The sequence below is a fragment of the Pedobacter cryoconitis genome (genome assembly GCF_014207135.1).
Classification (GTDB): Bacteria; Bacteroidota; Bacteroidia; order Sphingobacteriales; family Sphingobacteriaceae; genus Pedobacter; species Pedobacter cryoconitis_D.
This window is the reverse complement of sequence record NZ_JACHCC010000002.1, coordinates 247,775-270,174: the sequence shown is the minus strand read 5'-3', so window position 1 is coordinate 270,174 and position 22,400 is coordinate 247,775. Positions and strand designations below refer to the sequence as shown.

Annotated in this window: 20 protein-coding genes; 13 read left to right on the top strand and 7 right to left on the bottom strand. The window is 39.7% G+C overall.

Features of this window, described 5'->3' with window-relative positions:
* Positions 1–379: 379 nt before the first annotated feature.
* The 10 genes from HDF25_RS04160 to HDF25_RS04115 all read left to right on the top strand — a co-directional run bounded on the left by HDF25_RS04160 (position 380) and on the right by HDF25_RS04115 (position 13,406).
* Entirely contained in the window at positions 380–901 is a 522-nt protein-coding gene (locus tag HDF25_RS04160; RefSeq protein WP_184623073.1) for a hypothetical protein, read from the top strand.
* A gap of 93 nt (positions 902–994) precedes the next feature.
* The gene (locus tag HDF25_RS04155) at positions 995–1,561 is read left to right on the top strand and encodes an RNA polymerase sigma factor (RefSeq protein ID WP_184623071.1); all 567 of its coding nucleotides are present in this window, start codon (positions 995–997) and stop codon (positions 1,559–1,561) included.
* 92 nt (positions 1,562–1,653) lie between these two features.
* On the top strand, positions 1,654–2,697 hold the full coding sequence (locus HDF25_RS04150) for a FecR family protein (protein WP_184623070.1): 1,044 nt from the start codon (positions 1,654–1,656) through the stop codon (positions 2,695–2,697).
* Between the two features lie 170 nt (positions 2,698–2,867).
* Positions 2,868–6,305, top strand: coding sequence for a SusC/RagA family TonB-linked outer membrane protein (locus HDF25_RS04145; protein WP_184623068.1), 3,438 nt, complete (start codon positions 2,868–2,870; stop codon positions 6,303–6,305).
* A 26-nt stretch (positions 6,306–6,331) separates the two neighbouring features.
* Positions 6,332–8,209, top strand: coding sequence for a RagB/SusD family nutrient uptake outer membrane protein (locus tag HDF25_RS04140; RefSeq protein ID WP_184623066.1), 1,878 nt, complete (start codon positions 6,332–6,334; stop codon positions 8,207–8,209).
* Between the two features lie 2 nt (positions 8,210–8,211).
* Positions 8,212–9,171 carry a formylglycine-generating enzyme family protein gene (locus tag HDF25_RS04135; protein WP_184623064.1) on the top strand — a complete coding sequence of 320 codons (960 nt, stop codon included), beginning with the start codon at positions 8,212–8,214 and terminating at the stop codon, positions 9,169–9,171.
* A 37-nt stretch (positions 9,172–9,208) separates the two neighbouring features.
* Positions 9,209–10,528: a Gfo/Idh/MocA family protein gene (locus HDF25_RS04130; RefSeq protein WP_184623512.1), complete on the top strand. Its 1,320-nt coding sequence runs from the start codon at positions 9,209–9,211 to the stop codon at positions 10,526–10,528.
* Between the two features lie 10 nt (positions 10,529–10,538).
* Positions 10,539–11,549, top strand: coding sequence for an FAD:protein FMN transferase (locus tag HDF25_RS04125; protein WP_317618181.1), 1,011 nt, complete (start codon positions 10,539–10,541; stop codon positions 11,547–11,549).
* A 30-nt stretch (positions 11,550–11,579) separates the two neighbouring features.
* Entirely contained in the window at positions 11,580–12,500 is a 921-nt protein-coding gene (locus HDF25_RS04120; protein WP_184623062.1) for a hydroxypyruvate isomerase family protein, read from the top strand.
* Positions 12,501–12,605: 105 nt separating this feature from the next.
* Positions 12,606–13,406, top strand: coding sequence for a DUF475 domain-containing protein (locus HDF25_RS04115; RefSeq protein ID WP_184623060.1), 801 nt, complete (start codon positions 12,606–12,608; stop codon positions 13,404–13,406).
* A 12-nt stretch (positions 13,407–13,418) separates the two neighbouring features.
* Here the strand turns inward: HDF25_RS04115 and HDF25_RS04110 are convergent, their stop codons facing one another.
* Together HDF25_RS04110 and HDF25_RS04105 are read right to left on the bottom strand one after the other, a co-directional pair.
* Positions 13,419–13,718, bottom strand: coding sequence for a hypothetical protein (locus HDF25_RS04110; RefSeq protein ID WP_184623058.1), 300 nt, complete (start codon positions 13,716–13,718; stop codon positions 13,419–13,421).
* 74 nt (positions 13,719–13,792) lie between these two features.
* Complete coding sequence (locus HDF25_RS04105; protein ID WP_184623056.1) at positions 13,793–14,038, bottom strand: hypothetical protein; 246 nt, start codon at positions 14,036–14,038, stop codon at positions 13,793–13,795.
* Positions 14,039–14,236: 198 nt separating this feature from the next.
* Here HDF25_RS04105 and HDF25_RS04100 point away from each other — a divergent pair, with 198 nt between their 5' ends.
* Positions 14,237–14,491: a hypothetical protein gene (locus tag HDF25_RS04100; protein WP_184623054.1), complete on the top strand. Its 255-nt coding sequence runs from the start codon at positions 14,237–14,239 to the stop codon at positions 14,489–14,491.
* A gap of 25 nt (positions 14,492–14,516) precedes the next feature.
* On the opposite strand, the gene HDF25_RS04095 is transcribed toward HDF25_RS04100, so the two are convergent.
* The 4 genes from HDF25_RS04095 to HDF25_RS04080 form a co-directional block, all read right to left on the bottom strand.
* Positions 14,517–16,025, bottom strand: a complete 1,509-nt coding sequence (locus HDF25_RS04095) for a S8 family serine peptidase (RefSeq protein ID WP_184623052.1) — start codon at positions 16,023–16,025, stop codon at positions 14,517–14,519.
* 121 nt (positions 16,026–16,146) lie between these two features.
* Positions 16,147–16,515, bottom strand: a complete 369-nt coding sequence (locus HDF25_RS04090; RefSeq protein ID WP_184623050.1) for a hypothetical protein — start codon at positions 16,513–16,515, stop codon at positions 16,147–16,149.
* Positions 16,516–16,544: 29 nt separating this feature from the next.
* A complete protein-coding gene (locus tag HDF25_RS04085; RefSeq protein WP_184623048.1) occupies positions 16,545–17,621 on the bottom strand; it encodes a hypothetical protein in 1,077 nt (358 codons plus the stop codon).
* 5 nt (positions 17,622–17,626) lie between these two features.
* On the bottom strand, positions 17,627–17,992 hold the full coding sequence (locus tag HDF25_RS04080) for a hypothetical protein (protein ID WP_184623046.1): 366 nt from the start codon (positions 17,990–17,992) through the stop codon (positions 17,627–17,629).
* 521 nt (positions 17,993–18,513) lie between these two features.
* Between HDF25_RS04080 and HDF25_RS04075 the strand changes: the two genes are divergently transcribed.
* A complete protein-coding gene (locus HDF25_RS04075; protein ID WP_184623044.1) occupies positions 18,514–19,095 on the top strand; it encodes a hypothetical protein in 582 nt (193 codons plus the stop codon).
* 49 nt (positions 19,096–19,144) lie between these two features.
* Here the strand turns inward: HDF25_RS04075 and HDF25_RS04070 are convergent, their stop codons facing one another.
* Positions 19,145–19,756, bottom strand: coding sequence for a class I SAM-dependent methyltransferase (locus tag HDF25_RS04070; protein ID WP_184623042.1), 612 nt, complete (start codon positions 19,754–19,756; stop codon positions 19,145–19,147).
* Between the two features lie 180 nt (positions 19,757–19,936).
* Here HDF25_RS04070 and HDF25_RS04065 point away from each other — a divergent pair, with 180 nt between their 5' ends.
* On the top strand, positions 19,937–22,375 hold the full coding sequence (locus tag HDF25_RS04065) for an outer membrane beta-barrel family protein (protein WP_184623040.1): 2,439 nt from the start codon (positions 19,937–19,939) through the stop codon (positions 22,373–22,375).
* The last annotated feature ends 25 nt before the right edge of the window (positions 22,376–22,400 follow it).

Genomic DNA, 22,400 nt, shown 5'->3' with positions numbered 1-22,400 from the left:
AGGTAAAGAGACTGATGTCGTATTAAAGTTATATTATTTAAATATTATTTAATTAATGAAATTATCAATTGATATCTCTGATAAGAAAAAGATTATCTGTAAGTTAGCCGGAGAAAAATATAATCTGATGTTTTTGGCTGGTCGAATGTCTTTTTAAGACTAAACCGGTTTAAAAAGACTAAAACAAAAAGCAGATGGAGCTGTTTTAGAATAGCCTGGTGGTTTTATTGCTATTAATTAAAATTAATTTCTAGTGTAAATAAAAGAATATTTATATTTAAAATTCGGCCACGAATATCAAAGAAAATGGGTTTTTTGTTGTAAACAGAGTGTTTAAGGGGGAGCCTGGGCTTGTCATAAACCCTTTGGGAGTTGGAAAATGGAAATAATTAAGAATATTTATAAGTTACTGGGTATTGTTCAGCATATAGATCTGTTAAGACTGGAAGAGGGGGCCAAACAATATTTGATTCAGCTAAATATTAGTTTCGAGATACTTTCAGCCAAACCTACAGCATTAAAGATTAAAACCCGGCAATGGAAATGCAGATCCGGTAATTATGCAGAAATCCCAAAGCTCATCACGGTTACCCAGGAACTATTTCAAAGATTTATGACAGATATACCTGTCACTGTTCATCCTATATCGTATATACCAGCAGTCGTCGATGATGTAGGGCCGGAATGGGTGAATGATAAAATGACCCAGACGGGGGTTACCATTACAGACCTTCAGCGGGATACAGGTGTTGATAAAATGAACCTGACTTCGTGGATTGAGGGTATATATCCTATGAGCCAGGATGTTAAAGCTATGTTTTTTTATTATTTTGAAAGTGCCGGGCACAGGCTTAATCAGCGTACTAATTCATCCGAATTTAAAGAGCCGTGTTATAATTGATAAAAGGGTTAAGCACTATGTAATACTTGTTTGGCACAGAGACTTGGATGGTATGGTTAAATTGTTAAATTTGAATTAACCAAATATATCCTGATGCCTAAACCTTCACCAGACTTAACGAACCTGATCTGTGATATAGCGCTATACAATAGCGAAAATGCATATGAGAAGCTTTTTAAGTATCTATTTCCTGCCTTATATCGCTTTTGCTACTGTTTACTGAAATCCAGGGAACAGGCAGAAGAAATTGCTAATGATGTGATGATCACACTCTGGAAGAACAGGATTAAGCTTCCTGAAATACAAAATATAAAAGTTTATTCATTTGTTATTGCACGTAATCTTTGTTTGAACGCGATTAATAAGACCTCGAAAAAAGAGTTGGTTTTTCTGGAAGATATTGATGTTCAGCTGGTACTGGATACGCTTGATCCGGAACAATTATTAATTAATGATGAACTGAAAAAGAAACTGGAACAAGCTACTCATGCATTACCCAGCAGATGTAAACTGGTTTTTAAACTGATCAAAGAAGATGGGCTGAGTTATAAAGAAACAGCCACTATCCTTAATATTTCTACAAAAACAGTAGATGCACATCTGGTAACTGCCGTTAAAAAATTAACCGCTGTCCTTAAAGTAGAATTTAATCTGATGTAATGTGTTAATTTTTTTTCATCGGGACTAGGGAGTTTCTGATTATATATTGTCTTATATACACTAACCAATATAAAATCAGTACGTCCGTCCTTATGGAAAGAAGCAGAGTTATAGAATTATTAGCCCGTAAAATGGCTGGTGAAGCTACCCAACGTGAATTGGAAGAGCTTAATGAGCTTATAGCCCGTTATCCGGATTCTGTTTATTACGAAGAAATTCTGAAACAACTCTGGCCGAATGCCGAAGACATAACTGCTGATTATCCTGATGTAGACCGGATCTATGAATGTCATAAACTCAGGTATCACAATGAGCTGACCGACAGTGCAATGGAAATTCCTTCCAGAAATGGTTATTCCTACAAAACAATCTCTTTTATTGCCCTGACTGCGTGTTTCCTTTTTTTTATGGGTTTGTTTTATTTGCACAGCATCAATAAAAATGCGCTGAATACACAACTTATCGCTGGTAAGGGAATGCGTAAAAATATCAGACTGCCGGATGGTACAATGGTCTGGCTGAATGCAGATAGTAAATTATCTTATAATTCGGATATTGCCGGTAAAGATGTGCGTATAGTACATCTGGTAGGTGAGGCCTTTTTTGATGTGGCCCACCACGAGTCTCAGCCCTTTATTGTAAACACAGAAAAGATCTCTGTCCGGGTGCTGGGAACTGCATTTAATATCAAAGCTTACCCTGTTGACAAGAAATCTGTAGCGACCTTATTACGCGGATCTATTGAACTTTCTGTAAACGAACAACCCCAGCAAAAGATCATCTTAAATCCATCCGAAAAATTTGAACTGGTAGAAGGAGAAAACGGAGTACTTAAGACCAATGTGACCTTGATGATCGATCATATTACACCCGTAAGGATCGGAGGAAACGAATACATCGAAGAAGTTTCCTGGAAAAATAACACGCTTGTCTTTCATAATGAATCCTTTGAGGATTTGAAGCCAAGACTTGAACGCTGGTTTAATGTGAAAATCGATTTCCACTCAGCACAATCAAAATCTTATCGTTTTACCGGTGTCTTTAAAAATGAGAATATTAAAGAGGCCCTGACGGCAATGCAGTTAATTAAACCTTTCACCTTTAATCTTAAAGCTCATGATGTGATCATCTACTAATAAAAAAAGGGAGTAAATGCGCCAACATTTCCCCCCTTTTCAACCTTCATGCCGCAGTATAACACTGCGGAAATCAGATTTTTAACTTTGAAATTCACAAATCTATGAAAAAAAAAGGACTGTGCAATAAAGTTCTATGCGTCCACTTTTCCAATAAAAAGCTATTATTAATGTTAAACTGGATTTTTGTGTTGTCTTTTATCTTGTGTACCCAGGTGTCTGCAAGCAGCTACTCCCAAAACAAAAAGATCGATCTGGATCTTCGGAAAGTTAAATTAAAAGAGGCCTTGTCTGTCCTGGAAAATAAAGGAAATTTCCGTTTGTTATATAGTGAAGAAGATCTTCCACTGGATAAGAGTATTACACTGACTCAGAAAGGAATTTTTGTCTATGATGCCTTAAACATTTTAGTAAAAGGTACGGGGATGAAAATCCAGGTGATGAATGATAATCTGGTCGTGATCAGGCCTGAAAAAGCATTTATCCTGGTTAAGGGAACAGTGACAGATGATAAGGGCCTTGGTATTCCTGGTGTAAGTGTTAAACTAAAGGATGGTACTACAGCCAGTATGACCGACCTGGCCGGAAAATATAGCATTAAAGTCCCCGAGAACGGGACATTGTTATTCTCCTATCTGGGTTATATCAGTCAGGAAATTGCCGTAGATAACCAGACTGTGATTAATGTAAAGCTGAAAGAGAACAGCCAGGCACTTTCCGAAATTGTCGTAGTTGGTTATGGAACGCAGAAGAAAGCTGTAGTATCGGGCGCAGTAGCTTCTGTAAAAGGCTCGGAGCTGGCTAAAACACCTACGGTCAACCTTTCTAATTCTCTGGCTGGACGTTTGCCGGGAGTAACCGCATTGCAATCCAGTGGAGAACCGGGGTATGATGGTTCGACCATCCGTATCCGTGGTGTAAATTCATTAGGTAATAATGATGCATTGATTGTGATTGACGGTGTCCCAAACAGGGCAGGTGGTTTAGAACGTATTAATCCAAATGATGTAGAAAGTGTTTCTGTACTGAAAGATGCTTCTGCCGCGATATATGGCTCCCGTGCAGCCAATGGAGTAATCCTGATTACAACTAAACAAGGTAAATCTGGTAAACCACAGCTTTCCTATGATTTTGGTTATGGGTTACAACAACCTACACGTACGCCCAAAATGGCTAGTTCATCGCAGTACGCAGAGATCCTGAATGAGCTGAACATATTTGGTGCCGATTTACCTTCATCCCAATGGAATGCAGCCTGGCAGGGATTCAAAAGTACAGGTTCGTATCAGCGGACAGATAATGGAAATGTGTTAACCGCTGCCTATCGTCCCGATGAGATGCAGAAACTGAGGGATGGTTCTGATCCGCTGCGGTATCCCAATACAGATTGGTTCGGGACTACCCTGAAAACCTGGTCTCCACAGCAAAGGCATAATTTACAGCTTACCGGCGGAGCGGAAAATATCAAGTACCTGGTATCTCTGGGGTATCTCGACCAGGATGGTTATTATAAGAAATCGGCCACGGGTTATCAGCAATATGATATGCGTATTAACCTGGAAGCGGCTGTAAGTAAGTATGTAACCTTAACGCTTGGGGTAACAGGAAGAGAAGAAGTCCGTAATTATCCTACTGTAGGCGCTGGTGATATTTTCAGGATGCTGATGCGTGGTAAACCTACTGAACAGGAAGTATGGCCGAATGGCTTACCCGGACCAGATATAGAGTTTGGATACAACCCTTATGTCATTACCACAAGTCTGACAGGTTATAACAGAGACAGGAGAGATTATTTTCAGTCAACGGGTAAAATAGATATTAAAGTGCCTGGTGTTGAAGGATTGAAAATTACGGGTACGGCTTCTATTGATAAGTTTGCTGGCAGACAAAAAAATTGGCAAACGCCCTGGACATTGTATTACTGGGACAAAAAGTCTTTTGAAGCGGATGGGGTAACGCCTATTCTGACTGGAACTGTCCGGTCTCCACGTACAGATGCAAGTTTATCTGAAACGGCTGGAGCACAGTTAGCTGTCAACTTAATGGGAATGGCTAATTATGATAAAAAAATAGGTGATCATACCTTTAACCTGATGGCCGGGGTAACCCGTGAAAAAGTTACGAATGATGGTTTCTCTGCTTCCAGGAGATATTTTCTTTCAACAGCTTTACAGGAGTTACTGGCAGGCAGTGATAAAGAACAGACGGTTGGCAATCCGACGGATGGTCCAAATAATTTATTTAATAGAGCCAGGCTAAGTTATTTTGGAAGAGCTGGTTATAATTATAAAGAGAAATACATTGCTGAATTTTTATGGAGACTGGACGGTTCTTATATTTTTCCGGAAGATAAGCGGTTTGGATTCTTTCCGGGAGTTTCAGCTGGATGGCGTGTATCTGAAGAACCATTCTTTAAAAACAATATTAAGTTTATCAATAACTTAAAGATCAGGGCTTCCTGGGGACAAATGGGAGCTGAAGCTTATTTCGGTTCAGCACTGGCAGAATACCAGTATTTAAGTACCATGGGTTTTGGAAATTATGTCATCAATAATCAATATAGCCAGACCCTTTCAGAGAACCGTGTACCTAATTTAGATTTTGGCTGGGAAGTAGCCAATAACGCTAACATTGGTCTGGATGCTTCCTTTCTGAATAGTAAACTGAGTCTGGAATTTGATTATTTCTATAATAAACGAACCAAAATCCTGATTAGCAGAGGTAATTCTATTCCAGGTAGTTCCGGGATCACAGACAAGTTGCCACCAGTGAATCTGGGTAAAGTGAATAATAAAGGTTTTGAATTTAAACTGAGTTATAATGACCGTATCGGAGAATTAGGGTATGGACTGAGCGTAAATGGCGGATATTCTAAAAATAAGATCGTTTTCTGGGACGAAACCCCGGGGGCTCCGGCATGGCAGCGGTCTACAGGAATGCCAACAGGTACAGACCTGATTTACCAATATATAGGTGTATTTAAAGACCAGGCCGAAATTGATGCCAATAAGATTGATTATAGTGCCTTTACCAGTAAACTCAGACCTGGTGATATGAAATTCATGGATGTAAATGGCGATGGTAAGATTGATGGTAATGACCAGATCAGATCGGATAAAACCAGCACACCCACATTTACCGGCGGTTTTAACCTGAGTCTGCAATATAAAAACTTCGATTTCTCTGCACTCATCCAGGGGGCTACCGGAGGCGTTCAGATTGTAGGGCTGACTGAATCTGGTGATATCGGGAATTTTCTGGAGTGGTCTTATAAAAACCGCTGGAGTATTGATAACCCGAGCAGTGAGTTTCCCCGTTTATCGAACCGCGGACAGACCTATTATACTGATTTTAATATAGCTGGCAGAAATACCTACTGGCTACGGAGTAATAACTACGTCAGGTTAAAGAATGTGGAACTGGGTTATACTTTGCCTGCTGCCTGGTGTAAAAAGGCTGGAGTAAACGGATTAAGGGTTTATGTAAACGCTTTAAACCTCTTCACATTTGATAAAATAGGTATCTGGGATCCTGAATCTACCAATTCCAGTGCGCAGTATTATCCACAGGCGAGGGTAATTAACACAGGTGTTAAAGTAACTTTTTAAGCTCATAGACATTAGAAGACATCGATATGAAAAGAATAATCAGTAATACATATATACTTATGCTCGCCTTGTGTACTTTAGGTGTGAGTGGATGCAAGAAAGACTTCCTGGCTGTGACGCCACCAGACAAAATTTCTTCCGATCTGGTATGGAAAGACCCGGCATTAGCGCGGGCTTTTGTCACAGAGATTTACAATGGTTTAAGCAATGGGGGATTTTCAGAGCAAATGTTATCCTCTGTTTCGGATGAATCCTTGTTTACTCACCCTAACCGGGGAATAGATTTAATTAATTCTGGTACGATCAACCCGACTACGCTGGGCTGGGTAGATGACACCTGGGGCTACAGTCAGATGTATAACCGCATCCGGGCCTGTAATATTACAATAGATAAATTGTCTGGCACAGATAACGGGATTACAGATCAGAGTGTGAAGGATCAGTTATTGGGTGAAGCACATTTTCTAAGAGGTTATTTTTATCACCAGTTGGTCCGTTTTCAGGGTGGTGTGCCACTGATCACTAAAGTTTACACGCTTAATGATGATTTCGCAGTGAAGCGGAATACTTTCGAGGAATGTGTGAATTTTATTGTTAAAGATTGTGACGATGCAGCTAAACTGCTTACGGGGAAGGCTGTACAGAAAGGACGGACATCTGCATTGGCTGCACTGGCTTTGAAATCAAGAATATTGCTTTACGCAGCCAGCGATCTGCATGATATACCTACTGCTAAAGCTAAATCATCGGTTATTGCCGGATATGCTAATCCGGAATACCTTGGCTATCTGTCTGGTGATCGTAATTCGCGCTGGAAAATGGCTCAGGATGCAGCTAAAGCAGTAATGAATATGGGGGCAGGTTATAAGCTGAATCTCAGCTCTCCAGAATCTGCTGATCAGGGACGGATTAACTATAAAAGTGTAGCTATGGGTGGTGAAAGTAAAGCCCCTGGTATTGACGCCGCAGCTGTTTCAGAATTGATTTTCGGCAGATATTTTATAGACTTAAGCGATATGCGCTATGGCAGATTTAATGGGCCAAATGGTTATCATAACTGGGCTGGTAATACACCAATTGGTCTTTTGGTGGATGATTATGAAATGGTTGACGGAACTCCGTTTAGCTGGACAAACCCGCTGCAAAAAAATGCTCCTTATCAAAACCGCGATCCCCGTTTCTATGCGACTGTATTATATGATGGCGCTGGATGGAAACCCCGTGATAAAGTTTCAGGTAATGTAGATCCCGCCAATCAGATACAAACAGGTGAATACGATCTGGCCCAGAATGGTCAGGTAATCAGTTTCAAAGGACTGGATACACGTGGAGGCTCTATTGAAAACTGGAATGGAAGCTGGACAGGTTACTATACACATAAATTTATAGATCCGGATCCGAATATTGTAGACGCATCGATGCCGCAGTTTATTCCCTGGCCATTTTTCAGGTATACCGAAGCTGTGTTGAATTATATTGAAGCGAGTATTGAAACAGGCCAGCTGGGTGAAGCAGTGTTATGGTTAAACCGTATCCGCTTCCGTGCCGGTATGCCTGCTGTTACGGCATCATCACAGAGCGATTTAAGGACTGTTTACCGTCATGAGCGCAGAATTGAAATGGTCTATGAAGAACAGCGTTATCACGATGCCCGTCGCTGGATGATTGCAGCTGAAACACTGGGCCGGCAGACTACTTATATTAAAGTGACGGGTAAATTTAAATCAGGTCAGACGATGTCCGAACCTTACCATTATGACGCTTCGGTTTATAATTATACTTATACGCCTGTTACAGAGACTGCGCAGGAAAGCCGCAAATGGGATGATAAAACTTATTTCAGGCCATTCAGCCGTGATGAAATTTTCAAAAACAAAGAACTGATACAGAATCCAGGATACTAAAAATGAAATTCAAAATAGTAATGATCGTTCCGCTACTGATGGGCAATTTTCTTTCTTTCGCTCAGGAGAAGTCGTATGTACAACAAATTGAAGGCACAAAATTGTTCTTCAGTATGCAGGCTATACCTGCCGGAGAGTTTCTGATGGGAAGTAAAAAGGGAAAAGCAGATGAACAACCGGTGCATAAAGTGAAACTGGATGCTTTCTGGATGGGGACTTATGAACTGACCTGGGACCTCTATGAACCTTTTCTGTATAAAGATTATGAAGTGTCCCATAGTATAGGAGCAGTACCTGTTAATGTAGATGCGGTTACACGGCCCACTAAACCTTATCTGGATATGACCTTTGGGATGGGGAAGGAAAACCATCCGGCTTTGGCCATGACTCATTATAATGCTATTCAATATTGTAAATGGTTATATGCCAGGACTGGAGTGTTTTATCGCTTGCCAACTGAAGCAGAATGGGAGTATGCCTGTCGGGCTGGAAGTCAGCAGGAATATGCTTTTGGAGAGGATGAGGCCAGCTTGGGTGACTATGCCTGGTTTAAAGAAAATAGTGGTGGCAAAACACATCCGGTAGGTCAGAAAAAGCCTAATCAGTGGGGTATATACGATTTATATGGCAACGTTGGAGAATGGACCTATGATCAGTATGCACCTGATTTTTATGCCGGTCAGCCGGGAAAAACAATGATTAATCCTGTAGCTGCTCCTGCTAAGTTATATGCGCATGTAATCCGTGGGGGTTCTTATGATGATATACCAAAGGATTTGCGTTCTGCTGCCCGGCTGGCATCAGATCCGGCCTGGAAACAACTGGATCCACAGATCCCGAAAAGTAACTGGTGGTTTCCTGAAGCTCCATTTATTGGGATGCGTCTGGTCAGGCCAGTGAAAACACCCTCTAAAGCGGAGATAAATGCCTACTACGATCAGCCTGTTATTGCTGATTATTAATAAACAACCAAATAAACCTAAATATAAACCAATTGCTATGAACAATGAAGAAATGCGTGATCAACGCCGTGAATTTATCAAAACTTCAGCACTGATTGCCGGAGGTGTATTGTTAAATCAATTTGCTTTTGCCGGCGGTCATTCGTCGACAGATGATACAATTAAAATTGCCCTGATCGGTTGCGGAGACAGGGGGACTGGTGCTGCCTTTCAGGCGCTGAGTACTACTGCAAATGTCAAACTGGTGGCTATGGCCGATGCTTTCCAGGACAGAATGGATAATAGTTATAAGGTACTCTCTGATAAATTCAAAGATAAGGTAGATGTACCTAAGGAACGAAGATTTATCGGATTTGATGCTTATCAGAAAGCGATTGCCCTGGCAGATGTAGTTTTGCTGGTGACGCCTCCGGGGTTCAGACCTATGCACTTTGAAGAAGCAGTAAAACAGGGGAAACATGTGTTTATGGAAAAACCTGTAGCGGTTGATGCTCCGGGAATTCGCAGGGTGCTGGCTGCAGCTGAAATAGCGAAGCAGAAAAAACTGAATGTGGTAGTGGGTTTACAGCGTAGATACCAGACCAATTACAGAGAAACTATGAAACGAATACAAGACGGAGCTATAGGTGATATCTATAGTGGACAAGTATACTGGAACAGTGGAGGGGTATGGGTTAAAAAACGTCAGCCGCAACAAACAGAGATGGAATACCAGATGCGCAACTGGTACTATTTTAACTGGTTGTGCGGGGACCATATTGTTGAGCAGCATGTTCATAATATTGATATCGCTAACTGGGTTAAAGGCGCTTATCCTGTTTCGGTACAAGGTACCGGGAGCAGGGCATGGAGAACAGGAAAAGATTATGGTGAAATCTACGATAACCATGCCGTAGAGCTGACTTATGCAGACGGAGCAGTTATTTATAGTCAGTGCCGTCATTTTGAAGGAACAGAAAACAGGGTGGATGAGTCCTTTCAGGGAACTAAAGGACGTACCTATTTATCGGCCGGAAACCATGGTGTGCTTTGGGACCATAGCGGAAAAGAACTGTTCAGTCATCCGACCAAAGGAAATAAGAACCCCTATCAGACCGAGCATGATGAGTTATTTGCTGCGATTTCAAAAGGTGAATACAAATTCAGCGATGCAGAACGTGGGGCGAAAAGCTGTTTTACGGCTATTATAGGTAGATATGCTACTTATTCGGGGCAGACCATTAAATGGGATGAGGCTTTAAAAGCTGATAATAGCTTGTTTCCGGATCAGTTGAGCTGGACAGCTAATCCAAAGCTTATGCCCGATGCGAATGGTTTATATACCGTAGCTACGCCAGGAAAAACCAAAGTAATTTAATGAGTTTGCTGTGGTTTTTATAAATAAAGCTTTCATTGTATCTATATCACTGCTGATCTCTTTCTTTTTAAAAGGGAAGGATCAGCAGCAATATAGTCTGCATGGTTATGCGCAGGGAACTGATTATTCCATTAAATATTTTGCAGAATCACCAGTTGTAACCCAGGCTGCGGTAGATAGTATTTTGCTGAAAATAGACTCTTCTATGTCTTTATATAAGCCTTATTCTCTGATCAGTAGGTTTAATAACTCAATGGATAGTTTATCAATAGATGCTTATTTTGTGGCAGTCATGAATAAGTCATTTGAGATCTTCAAAGACACCCAGGGTAAGTTTGACGTGACTGTTGCCCCACTGGTTCAGGCATGGGGTTTTGGCCCTAAGCCCATCAATCTCTTTCCTGATAGTGCTGAAATTAAGAAGCTGTTGCAAAATGTGGGAATGAACTATCTTGAGCTAAAGGGAAACAGACTGCTGAAGAAAAAGCCGGGTATACACATCGACCTGAATGGGATTGCCCAGGGCTATAGCGTTGATGTGGTAGCTAATTATCTGGTCAGTAAAGGAGTCACGTCCTATGTAGTGGAAATTGGTGGAGAAATCAGGATGAAAGGACCTAAGCCAGATGGCTCGGCCATGAGGATTGGTATTGAAGGACCTGCTTTAAATGAGCAATCGGAGCCTCAGATCAGACATGTAATCAGCTTTAATGAGGGTGCGGTAACTACTTCCGGAAATTACAGGAAGTATTTGAAGAACGGCGGGAAAAAGATATCTCATCTGATTAATCCTAAAACTGGTTATCCTCTGGACAACCGGCTGATCAGTGTGACTATTTATGCGAAGGATGCACTGACTGCTGATGGTTATGATAATGCAGTTATGGCAATGGATATTGAAGAAGCTCTTGCTTTTGTAAATGCCAGAAAAGGTATGGAAGCTTATATTATTTACCATCGTAAAGATGGGAGCGTAACGGACACGCTGACTAGTGGATTTAAAAAAATGATTGTAAATTAAAATTAACTAAGAACCTCTAACATATATATTATGAATAGAATAGAGTTTATAAAAAACAGTGCAATTGCAACTGGCGCTTTACTGACAGGATCTGCGGTAAGCTCGGTTGCGGCTCCAGACAAAGCCGTTCAGACCGGAAAAACATTTAACCTTGATTATGCACCACATGAAGGTATGTTTGCACAGCAAGCAGGTAAAAGTTTTCTGGATCAGATTCAGTATATGTATGATCAGGGGTTCAGATCTATAGAGGATAATGGGTTTTTAGGACGCCCGATAGCAGAACAAACAAAAATAGGGGATCTGCTCGCAAAGCTGGGAATGAGGATGGGTGTGTTTGTGGTAGATGGAGGTGATAACTGGAAGGTTTCTTTAACTACTGGTAAAAAGGAATTTAAAGATCATTTTGTAGAAACCTGCCGGCGTTCGGTAGAAGCAGCGAAACGATGTAATGCAAAATGGCTGACCGTAGTCCCTGGTTTCTATGAGCGTAAGTTACCTTATGGAATTCAGATGGCCCATGTTGTAGATGCTTTGCGGGCAGGGGCAGCAATCTTTGAACCTCATAACCTGATTATGGTAGTGGAAACCCTGAGTGATACCCCCGAATTGTTTTTACAGCAGACACATGAAACTTATAGTCTTTGTAAGGCCGTGAATAGTCCGTCTTGTAAAATCCTTTTTGATATTTACCATATGCAGCGTACAGAAGGTAATCTGATGATTAATATAGACCGGTGCTGGGATGAAATCGCTTATCTTCAGATTGGCGATAACCCTGGTAGAAATGAACCTGGAACCGGGGAGATTAATTATAAAAACCTGTTTAAACATCTCTATCAAAAGGGATACAAAGGAGTGATGGGAATGGAGCATGGTAATGTGATCAAAGGTAAAGAAGGAGAGTTAAGGGTAATCCAGGCTTATCGCGAAGCGGATGCTTTTCTTTAGCCGGTGTTTTTCCGGTTAAATATTACCATTTGGAAATTCCGGTCTGAAACTACAGGGAATTAATTTACAAATAGTAAATTAGCGGGCTAAACACACCTATAGAACATGGAATTTTTACATACTATCCTGGGAGATGATATCCAGGCAGGCTTACTGATTATTTTAAATTTAATTGTCATAGAAAGTCTGCTTTCAGTGGATAATGCTGCGGTACTAGCCACTATGGTGATGGATTTACCTAAGGATCAACGTAAAAGAGCGTTGAAATACGGTATTATCGGTGCTTATGTTTTCAGGGGGGTATGTTTGTTTCTTGCCGCATGGCTGGTGAAAATATGGTGGTTAAAACCATTGGGGGGATTGTACCTTTTATATCTTGCCTTTGACTATTTCAGAAAGAAGAGATCGAAAAACAATAAGGAAACAGAGGAGGTTGTAGACAAGAATAAAAGCTGGTTTTACAGATCAACTGTTGGGTTAATAGGCACTTTTTGGGCAACTGTAGCTCTGGTGGAGATCATGGATCTGGCTTTTTCTATTGATAATGTTTTTGCAGCAGTAGCTTTCACCAACCATATTTATCTGATTTATATCGGTGTATTTATTGGGATACTGGCCATGCGTTTTGTCGCACAGGCTTTTGTGAAACTCATGGAGAAATTCACGTTCCTGGAAACTGCTGCCTTTAGCGTAATCGGAGTTTTAGGGATTAAACTGACTTCTTCTTTATTTACTCATTTTTATCCGGGGTCATTGGTGGCAGATGTTCTTGAAAGCGAAAAAACAGATCTTTTTGTGTCTTTATTTACAGTGGCTATTTTCATCCTGCCCATTCTTTCTTCTCTGCTATTTAATTATCCAAAGAAAAGTAAGGTTCATGATCATATTACTGATAATAAAGCATAACAGGCATCAGGTTTAGCTCATTAAGAACAGTAAAGCCAGGAAAAGGGTAAGGTCAAAAGAGAATTTACATATCCACAAAAACATTTTTGGCATTCCTAAATTCTGATAATAATAAAACTCCTTTCTTTTGTAACTGCTTATGAAATAACCACCTATTCCAAGGGTGAGTATTTTAAACCAGATAATGAAGGGTTGGAATCCTGTATCCATGTAGTTGAGGGCGATTGCTCCGGCAATATACAGGGTAACCGTAGTGACAAAAATGCTAAGATGGTAGGTTAATAAGAGTTTTAATATTTTAACTGTATGCATAAGAGGATTAGATAGATGCATAAATATAAATAATTAAATATTTATCTCATAAGCTATTGATGTAACAAACTTATTTAACGGTGATATTTTTTTATTGTCTTTCTGGGAGAAGGAACCTGGTATAGTTTTTCCGGATAAATCACCCATTCCTCGCCCAGGACTGCCTTTAGATTTTCAAGACCGGAATCATCCAGTTCGAGTAAAGTAGTTTCGGGCCACAGACTATTATCCAGAACCTGGACATGATGTGCTTCCAGGAAAGCATCTATTTCCTGCATGTCAGGCTCACTGGTTCCCTGATATTTTAGAATACAATTCATCTTTTGATATAATCTTTTTTGCCGTTTTTTAGCATCCTGCAGATGCGGTTTTATAAATTTACTTAAAAAACTGATTAAATTTCAAACCAAATGTCTCTGTCTGATGAGTATATTCATCTGATTCGTGAATAAATACGTGTATGAAAAACGGTATTTATACTTGTTGATGCGTTGATTGCTAACTGATACTTTAGCCACATGCAAAAATACACCTATATAACAGAGGTTAATAAGCTGAAAACTACGCTGACAATTAATCCGCCTACAGCTATTGTGCCACTTTATCAGGTTTTTACACACGGTAAACTGGTTGGTTGTCTAGTGAAAGAAGTTAATGAGGATAATCATCTCAGCTGGAGTGGTACCACCAGGATAACGCAGGATCTTGCCATAGAGATAGGCGATTTTATTTACAGGATTGATTTGTGCTGTAAGGGACTGTATCTTCATTAAATCTCATACAGTCCCTTTTATTGACTCATTGGTGAGTTGGTACTTGTAACATACCTTTACCCTCATATAGGTTTCCAAAGCCCATAGATTTTATATTTACTGAAAGATATTTGACAAATTCATCTGCTCTTGTCTGGTTGCGGGGCAGATTAAGGAGGCTTGGGTTCCCGGCTAATATTCTGGCGGCCATTCCTGTCGCTGCCGGACAAGCCATACTGGTGCCATCCATTACAGCATAAAGATCATTGGGATAAGTTGAAATGATTCCTACACCCGGGGCAGTAAGGTCGGTTTCCTTACCTATATTTGAGAAATCGGCGATAAAATTAGCAGTATCAGTGCCAAATGGCTCCTGAACTGATCCGCTCTCTACACTGTCTGGTGGAAAAGTATTCAGTCTGCCCATTGCAGAAACCGCAATGGTAAGACTATCATTAGCCGGAAAACTTACAGGGCCTCTGTTGTCATTGCCATTGGCTACAAAACAAACAATACCCGCATTGTAAGCCTCCTTGATATAACTGGTAATTCCTTCATCAGTCTGTGCCTCGCCAAGACTCATATTAATCAGGTCACACTGATCTGTAATCGCTTCATTGATTGCCTTCATAATGTCAAAATTTGAAGCGCCTTTACCCTTTGGAAATACGCGGTAACTCATGATTTCTACGCCAGCAGCTACTCCGTTGAGATCTCCAAAAGCACCTATAATCCCGCCAACATGGGTTCCGTGACCTTCTCCATTGTCCTGATAATCTGTCTCATTCTCACCTCTGACCATGTTTTTACCACCGGTTACCTTCAGGTCATGGTGTGGCCCGACACCGGTGTCTATAATTCCTATACGTACTTTTTGGGTTATCCTGGGTAATTTACTGGTATCGTAGAAATATCTCAGACTGTCTTTGAAATCAAGGGCTATCGGGGTTAATTGAATTTTGAGGGAACTGGTCAGGCTAACGTTTTTCTTGAAGTTTCCCCAATAACTATGATCCGCGTAAACGTAAATTCTTTCTGCTGCACTGGTGTCGAGGTTCAGGCTAAGCATACCTTTGCTATCAGTAACCGCTGATGCCCCTTTACCAGCAGTGAAATCTGTGAAAATAACTACTGTAATGTCTGGCAAGGCTTTGCCTTGCAGGTCAGTAACTGTTACGGCTACCGTGATTTTTACAGCGGTTTGTTCTACCTGCATCATGATTCTTTGTGGCGAGCAAACAGCAGGCCTGTAGAACTTCTCATCGATAATTCTGAGACCGGGATAGGAGAAACGAAAATTAGCCAGTTCCTGCGTATCTATAGTGATGAGTTTAGCTCCCTGGGTTTCAATAGAGTCTAATACTACCACCGGAATATCATCACTGGTTTTCTGATACATATTTCTGCTGGCCAGGTTCAGAGAAGAAGTTTGTGTTGCAGAATTACTGAGCATGGATAAGAACCTGGCTATATTGGGATTGTCCTGCCCGCTGAGATTTGTACGGAAAACCGGCAATAAAATGTAGTTTTTCGATATGTTGCTGTTCTTTTTCATAGGAATATATTTGTTTTTTAATGGTTATGAAGCCATCATGATTTTATGTGCATTTCGTTGTGTGATTTGAAAAATCATGATGGTTTCATAGAAAGAGGATTTAAAGGATAAGAGAATGTCTTTACCACCAGGTGGTATTGAAATGTCTTTTGGGCTTGACCTGTTGTCTGAAATCTGCTTTGGGGACACCCTGATCAGCTTTTGCCCCAAAGACCTGGTTTGTTCCGGTAGCAGTTGCATAAATCAGAAAACCATTTAGTAGTGCAATAAAATATCTGGAAATATCATTTTCAAGAGATTGGGTGATGAAAGCTGCCGCATAAGAAATTAATATGGATACAACCAGTGCAAACCATTTCGGATTAAAATTAAATACACGCTGGATAGTGCTGCAAATTATATATACTGCTCCAGTAGCCCCGGCTAGCGTGCCCAGGCTCGTTGTGGTGAAGAAATCTCCCTGAATGCCGGATGAATGAAGTTCTTGCATGATAGCTTTGTTTAAGGTGAATTGAAATATCAGTTTGTAAAATCACGGCCCATGATAGAACTGAATGAATATTTGGCAACAATGCCAAAACTTAATCTTTCATGGAATTTGTCAGTACTGCGGAGGTTGTTAAACAGGTCATTAGACTGCAGATAAAGTCCGCCTGCAAATTTACCCTCGCTTTTGTAAAAATTGACAGCTGTACCTGTTTGAAAAACCTGGTGGATTTGTTTTTCCTGCAGGGGCAGAACCAGGCGGGTATACAAAGTGTTCCAGACCAGCCGGTAGTCTTCACTTACCCTGGCAAAATATAAAATATCAGTTTTTAAGTTAAGCCTGTTGTAAGCTATATAGGTACCCTGATAAGCACTGAATTTAGATTCAGTGGTCAATTGTGTGGTGTTAACTGTCGTGCTGCTGGTCAAAGTGTAATTCGTATTTGAAAGGGAATCGAGGTTGTTATAGCGTTCATAACCTAAAGCGATACCAAATGTCCAACGCGGGGTGTATTCATAATTTAGCCCGAAATCGGCAAAGCCACCACGGAAATTAACTTTTTCAAACCGTGCGGAAAGGGAAGGGGCTTCCGGGTTTTTATATAGTCTGAAATTATCTGCATTGAGACCGGCATTGATATAGGTTGTCAGAGATCTGGAATGTCTGGTATTACGGTTTTCCTGAATCTGGCTGTTTAACTGTCTGATCGCATTTATGGAAGTTTCATTTTTATCTGGATTGGCATCTTCAATCTCTTTGATCCTTTTTAATAACTGAAGGGTAGTGGTCTGATAACTTTTTCTAAATCCAATAAAAGCCCCGATCTTAGATCTTGGAGTAAGTTTACCTCCATTAAACAGATCTGACAATCCTTCATTGTTACTTCCGCTTGCAGAAAGCCCCCATACAAGCTGTATTGGTTTCTCTATAGCCAGTTTCCTGAAGTTATTCCAGGAAGCAGCAAGTGCAGCTTCATTAAGGTTAAATGAAATATTTGAGTTTTTGGTGATGATGGAGGATTCTCCTCTTGCATCTTCTGCAACGATTTGCGCCTGGGCACTAAAGCAAAGCACAATGATACATATCCATAAGAAATAAGTCTTTTTCATATGATTTATTTAATCAGTTTATCATAATCCAGATGTCCTTTAGTATCCGTGTATACTTTGATTGTACCTTCATTCAATGGAACACCATCTACCAGTATGTCCAGTGTCCAGTAATCACCGGACATGCCATTTGCGTATAAGGTGACTTGTAGCCCTTCTTCTTCCATCAGACAGAGATACTTTTGTTTTCCTTTTGTAGAAAAGATATTTGGATCAGTACTCTGATCCTGATCAAGGTTTATGTTGGTGTATCCAATATTAAATCCATTGTCTGACAGACTCACGCCTGCAGATTTTTTTAAGCTGTAGCTTACAGCGATAATTTTCCCTGTTTTGCCCCTGGCGGTAGCGGAAAGTGTAAAAAGTTTCATAGACTAAATGCTTAGTGGTCAGTACTTAAGTTAAGAAAAAATAAGCACAGATTAAACTATTTAGAAATAAATTTTTTAATTATTTAGGGTGGAGATAATGCTTGTTTTCAGGTAAGAATGGGGTTTAAACGAGTTAACGCAATATGATTGCTAAATCCTTTCTCGTTTGTCATTTTAATGGAATTTTCGGTATGATTCGTGGATGTAAAAGAAAATACAGTATGGTTAATAGAAATTAGCTGTAGTTTAATTAAAAACTGAGTAACAAAATAAACTGTCAATGAATATTGTGTTTCTTTTTAGTGCATTTTAGACCATTAAGGCTAATTTGAAGGTGATTTATAGAATATAAATTAATTTATTAGTTAGTTTAATAAAACACCCGATCAAATCATCTGATAAGTTTATAAACAAATGTTAAAAAATGAAAAAAAATAAAACATTTCCTTAATCATTGGGTTTTTAGGGTATTCAGGTGATATTATCCTGATAAATTATAAACAATTTTAAACAAATATCTTATGAAAAAATTTACTTTATGCCTGTTGACTGCAATACTTGGAGTTGGCTTGTCAGCAAATGCTCAGATCCAGAAAGGGAATGTATTAATAGGGGGTAACTTTGCCGATTTAAACCTGGGTTTGAATGGAGCTAAAGTTTTTAGTGTCGATTTGACGCCTAAGGCTGCCTGGTTTATTCAGGATAATATAGCTTTAGGTGGATACGTGAATTTTGGTTTGCAAACTGCAAAGGGTGTACCGACTCAAACTACTTATGGTGTGGGTGCATTAGGTCGTTATTATACAGGTGCTGATACTGAAGTGCTTAAGCACGGTCGTTTCTTTGCTGAAGGTACAGTTGGTTTTGGTGGAGAGAACACCGGTAAAGGAGGTTCGAAAACCAATGGTTTAGCCTTTAGTGTAGGACCTGGTTTTTCTTATTTTGTAACGCCTAACATTGGTCTTGAAACCTTATTAAAATATCAGGGGCTTCCAGGTTTCGGAAATACAGGATACCAGAACAAGCTAAGTTTGTCATTTGGTTTCCAGATTTATTTACCAGGACAGCACACAGCTAACAAAATCAAAAGTGATATAAAATAGATTTATACTCATTCATAAAAAAGCCCTGTTGTATTACAACGGGGCTTTTTTATGCCTTTTGCAGACACCAGGTAGTCATACACCTTAGATTCTGGACATTGGTTGTTTTGATAGGTTCATGCAGATACCCGTTTAATTCAGCACTATAGTTAATCAATATACTTTCGTTAACCAGAAAACGTTCAGAACCATCTGGTAACAGATAGCGGCTATTACCCAATGGCTGTACCAGGTGCTCAATACCTATATCAGAGGCCAACCTGGAGAAAAAATAACCGCCAGGTCTAATCACTGCCCACATTGCAGTTAACATATTCCGGAATTGTATTTCATCTTTGGCAAAATGGAGTACTGCACTGGATATAACCAAATCAAAATAGTCTTTTTCAAAAGGCATATCTTCAGCTGTGCAGATCTGAAAGTTCTCTAACGAATTGTCAGGTGCAAGCATTGCTGATAATGAGCTGGTTGTGTTTATTGCAGTACTATTAGGATCAATGCCGTAAACTTCAAAACCGTTTTTGAGAAAATAAACAAGATTGCGTCCATGACCGCATCCGACATCAAGCACACGGTGACAATGCGCATACCGGCCTTTGAGTAACTGATCAAAAAGGTAGATATCTATATTACCATAAAGTTGTTGCAAATTGTTTGACATGTAGCGGTTTTTGGAAGCCCTAAATTAAGTTTATTTTGTTGTTTTGCCCGATTAATCTATTGGTAAATAATTGTTTAAATGGTTTGTGGTTTTATCGCGGATAAATATATAAATGTTTTTGTGCAACTAATAAAACATGTTAGTGTCTTATGAACACACAAAACAACCAGAACCGACCTGATGATTAAAAACTATGTAACCCTGATTTTATCCTTCTGCTTTTCAATTTTATTCAATTTATCAGCCCATGCCCAATCTGTAACAGGAATTATTAAAGGTATGGTAATTGATTCAGCAACCAGTAAGCCTGTCGACTTTATGACAATCGCCCTTAAGAAGGATAATATTGTCGTGAAGACAATGGTTGTGGATCAGAAAGGTGCTTTTAACTTTGAGAAAATAATTCCCGGAAAATATATAGTGACTGCCATCGCTATAGGCTACAATGCGAAAAATATCCCTGTAGATATCAGTAAAGAAAAAGGGGCTATTGATTTAGGTAGCATAATGATGGTCTCTCAGTCCAATAATCTGAAAGAGGTATCTGTCACGGCTGATCGTCCATTGATCAAACAGGAAGTAGACAGGATTAGTTATGATATTCAGGCAGATCCCGAAAGTAAGGCGCTGACGGCGCTGGATATGATGCGTAAGGTCCCACTGTTGTCCCTGGATGCCGATGATAATATAAAACTGAAGGGAAGTGGAAATTATAAAATATTAATCAATGGTAAACCATCAACTATGGTGGCCAGAAGCCCTAAGGATGTATTGCGGAGTATGCCTGCATCTTCTATTCAAAAAATTGAAGTCATTACGACGCCCCCTGCCAAATATGATAGTGAAGGCTTAGCTGGTATCATCAATATTATTACAACAAAAAAAATTGACAATGGGTATAACGGAAGTTTAAACCTGCGTTACCAGGGACCAGTGGGTGGGCCGGGTATAGGAGGTTTTGTGACAGTTAAACAAGGTAAACTGGGGATCACGGGATATGGTGGAACCGGGTTTTACAGCTCTCCAAATGTAGAAAACAACATGGACAGGACAGGTACTGGTTCGGTTCCAACTACGCTGGTTAGTAATGGTTTACGTAAATTTAATAACAATTACCGTTATGGTGGTGTAGAAATGAGTTATGAAATTGATACACTGAATCTGGTTACTGTCGAGTTAAACCCTTACGGAGGATATAATAAATCAACTGCTACACAACAGTATAGATTATTTGATGGTACTCAAAACATAAATTATGACCAGCTGAATAAAAGAAGATATGGGTGGAATGGTTTTGAAGCTACCTTAAATTATCAGCTGGGTTTTAAAGGACATAAAGATCGTCTGTTAACCTTCTCTTATAAAAACAGTACTGGGGGTAACCCAATGGATAATACCCTGAGCTTTGACAACAGGGTGAATTTTACGGATCCTAACTATATTCAGCACAATGACAGCCGTACCAGCGAACAGACTATTCAGCTGGATTATGTACATCCCCTGAAGAAAATCAGTGTTGAAGGAGGTGTTAAAGGTATATTAAGGGATAACAGCAGTAACTTTGAATACAAAGGTTTTAATGACCTTACCGGAGATTATCAGATAGATCCTTCCCGTACAAATAAATTTAATAATAACCAGGATGTTGTAGGTGCTTATAATTCTTATGCTTATACTAAAGATAACTGGGGTTTTAAGGCCGGTGTCCGTGCTGAAATAACCTTTGTGAAAGCAGATTTTATCAGCAATGGTTCAAATGTAAATACCAATTATTTTAACGTTATTCCGACGATATCAGTCAATCGTAAATTTAAAGATATGAGCAGTCTGAACCTGGGTTATACGCAAAGGATTGAAAGACCAGGTATTGATAATTTAAATCCTTTTGTAGATCGATCTAATCCCAATTCTATTTCTACAGGAAATCCTGATCTTAAGGCTGTACTGAGCAATAATGTAGAACTAACCTATAGCAAATTTAAAAAGGGATCTATAAATGTTGGTTTAAACTACTATTTTGCAAATAACACGATCCAGACTGTTTCGGTTTACAATCAGGCTGAAAATATAACCAGTTCAACCTTCTTAAACATTGGAAAGGATAAAAAGCTGACCACCAATTTTAATATCAATTATCCGATAACACCAAAATGGGATATCAGTGTCAATGGAAATATAGGTTATATCTGGATACAGGGAGCGATTGATGGTCAGATAGCCAAAAATTCAGGTATAACGGGCTATGGATACATAAATACCGGATATAAATTTGAAAAAGAATGGAAAGTAAATGCCAGCTTTAGTTATAATGCACCTGATATTCAGTTACAGGGGCAGACTAGTTCTTATAACTTCAGCTCATTTAGCGGAAGCAAAGAAATTATCAAGGATAAACTGACTCTTTCGGCCGGGGTAAACAATCCTTTTTCTAAATTCCGGTATTATACCACTTTGACACAGGGAGCAAATTTTGTGCAGAACTTCAAATATCAAAACTTTAACCGTTCTTATAGAGTAAGCTTAAACTGGCGTTTTGGTAAGTTAAAAGACTCAATCAAGAAGAATCAGCGGAGTATCAATAACGACGATGTGAAAAGCAGCGGCAAATCCGGCAGCTAGAAGATAATTGCCTCTGAAATCTTAA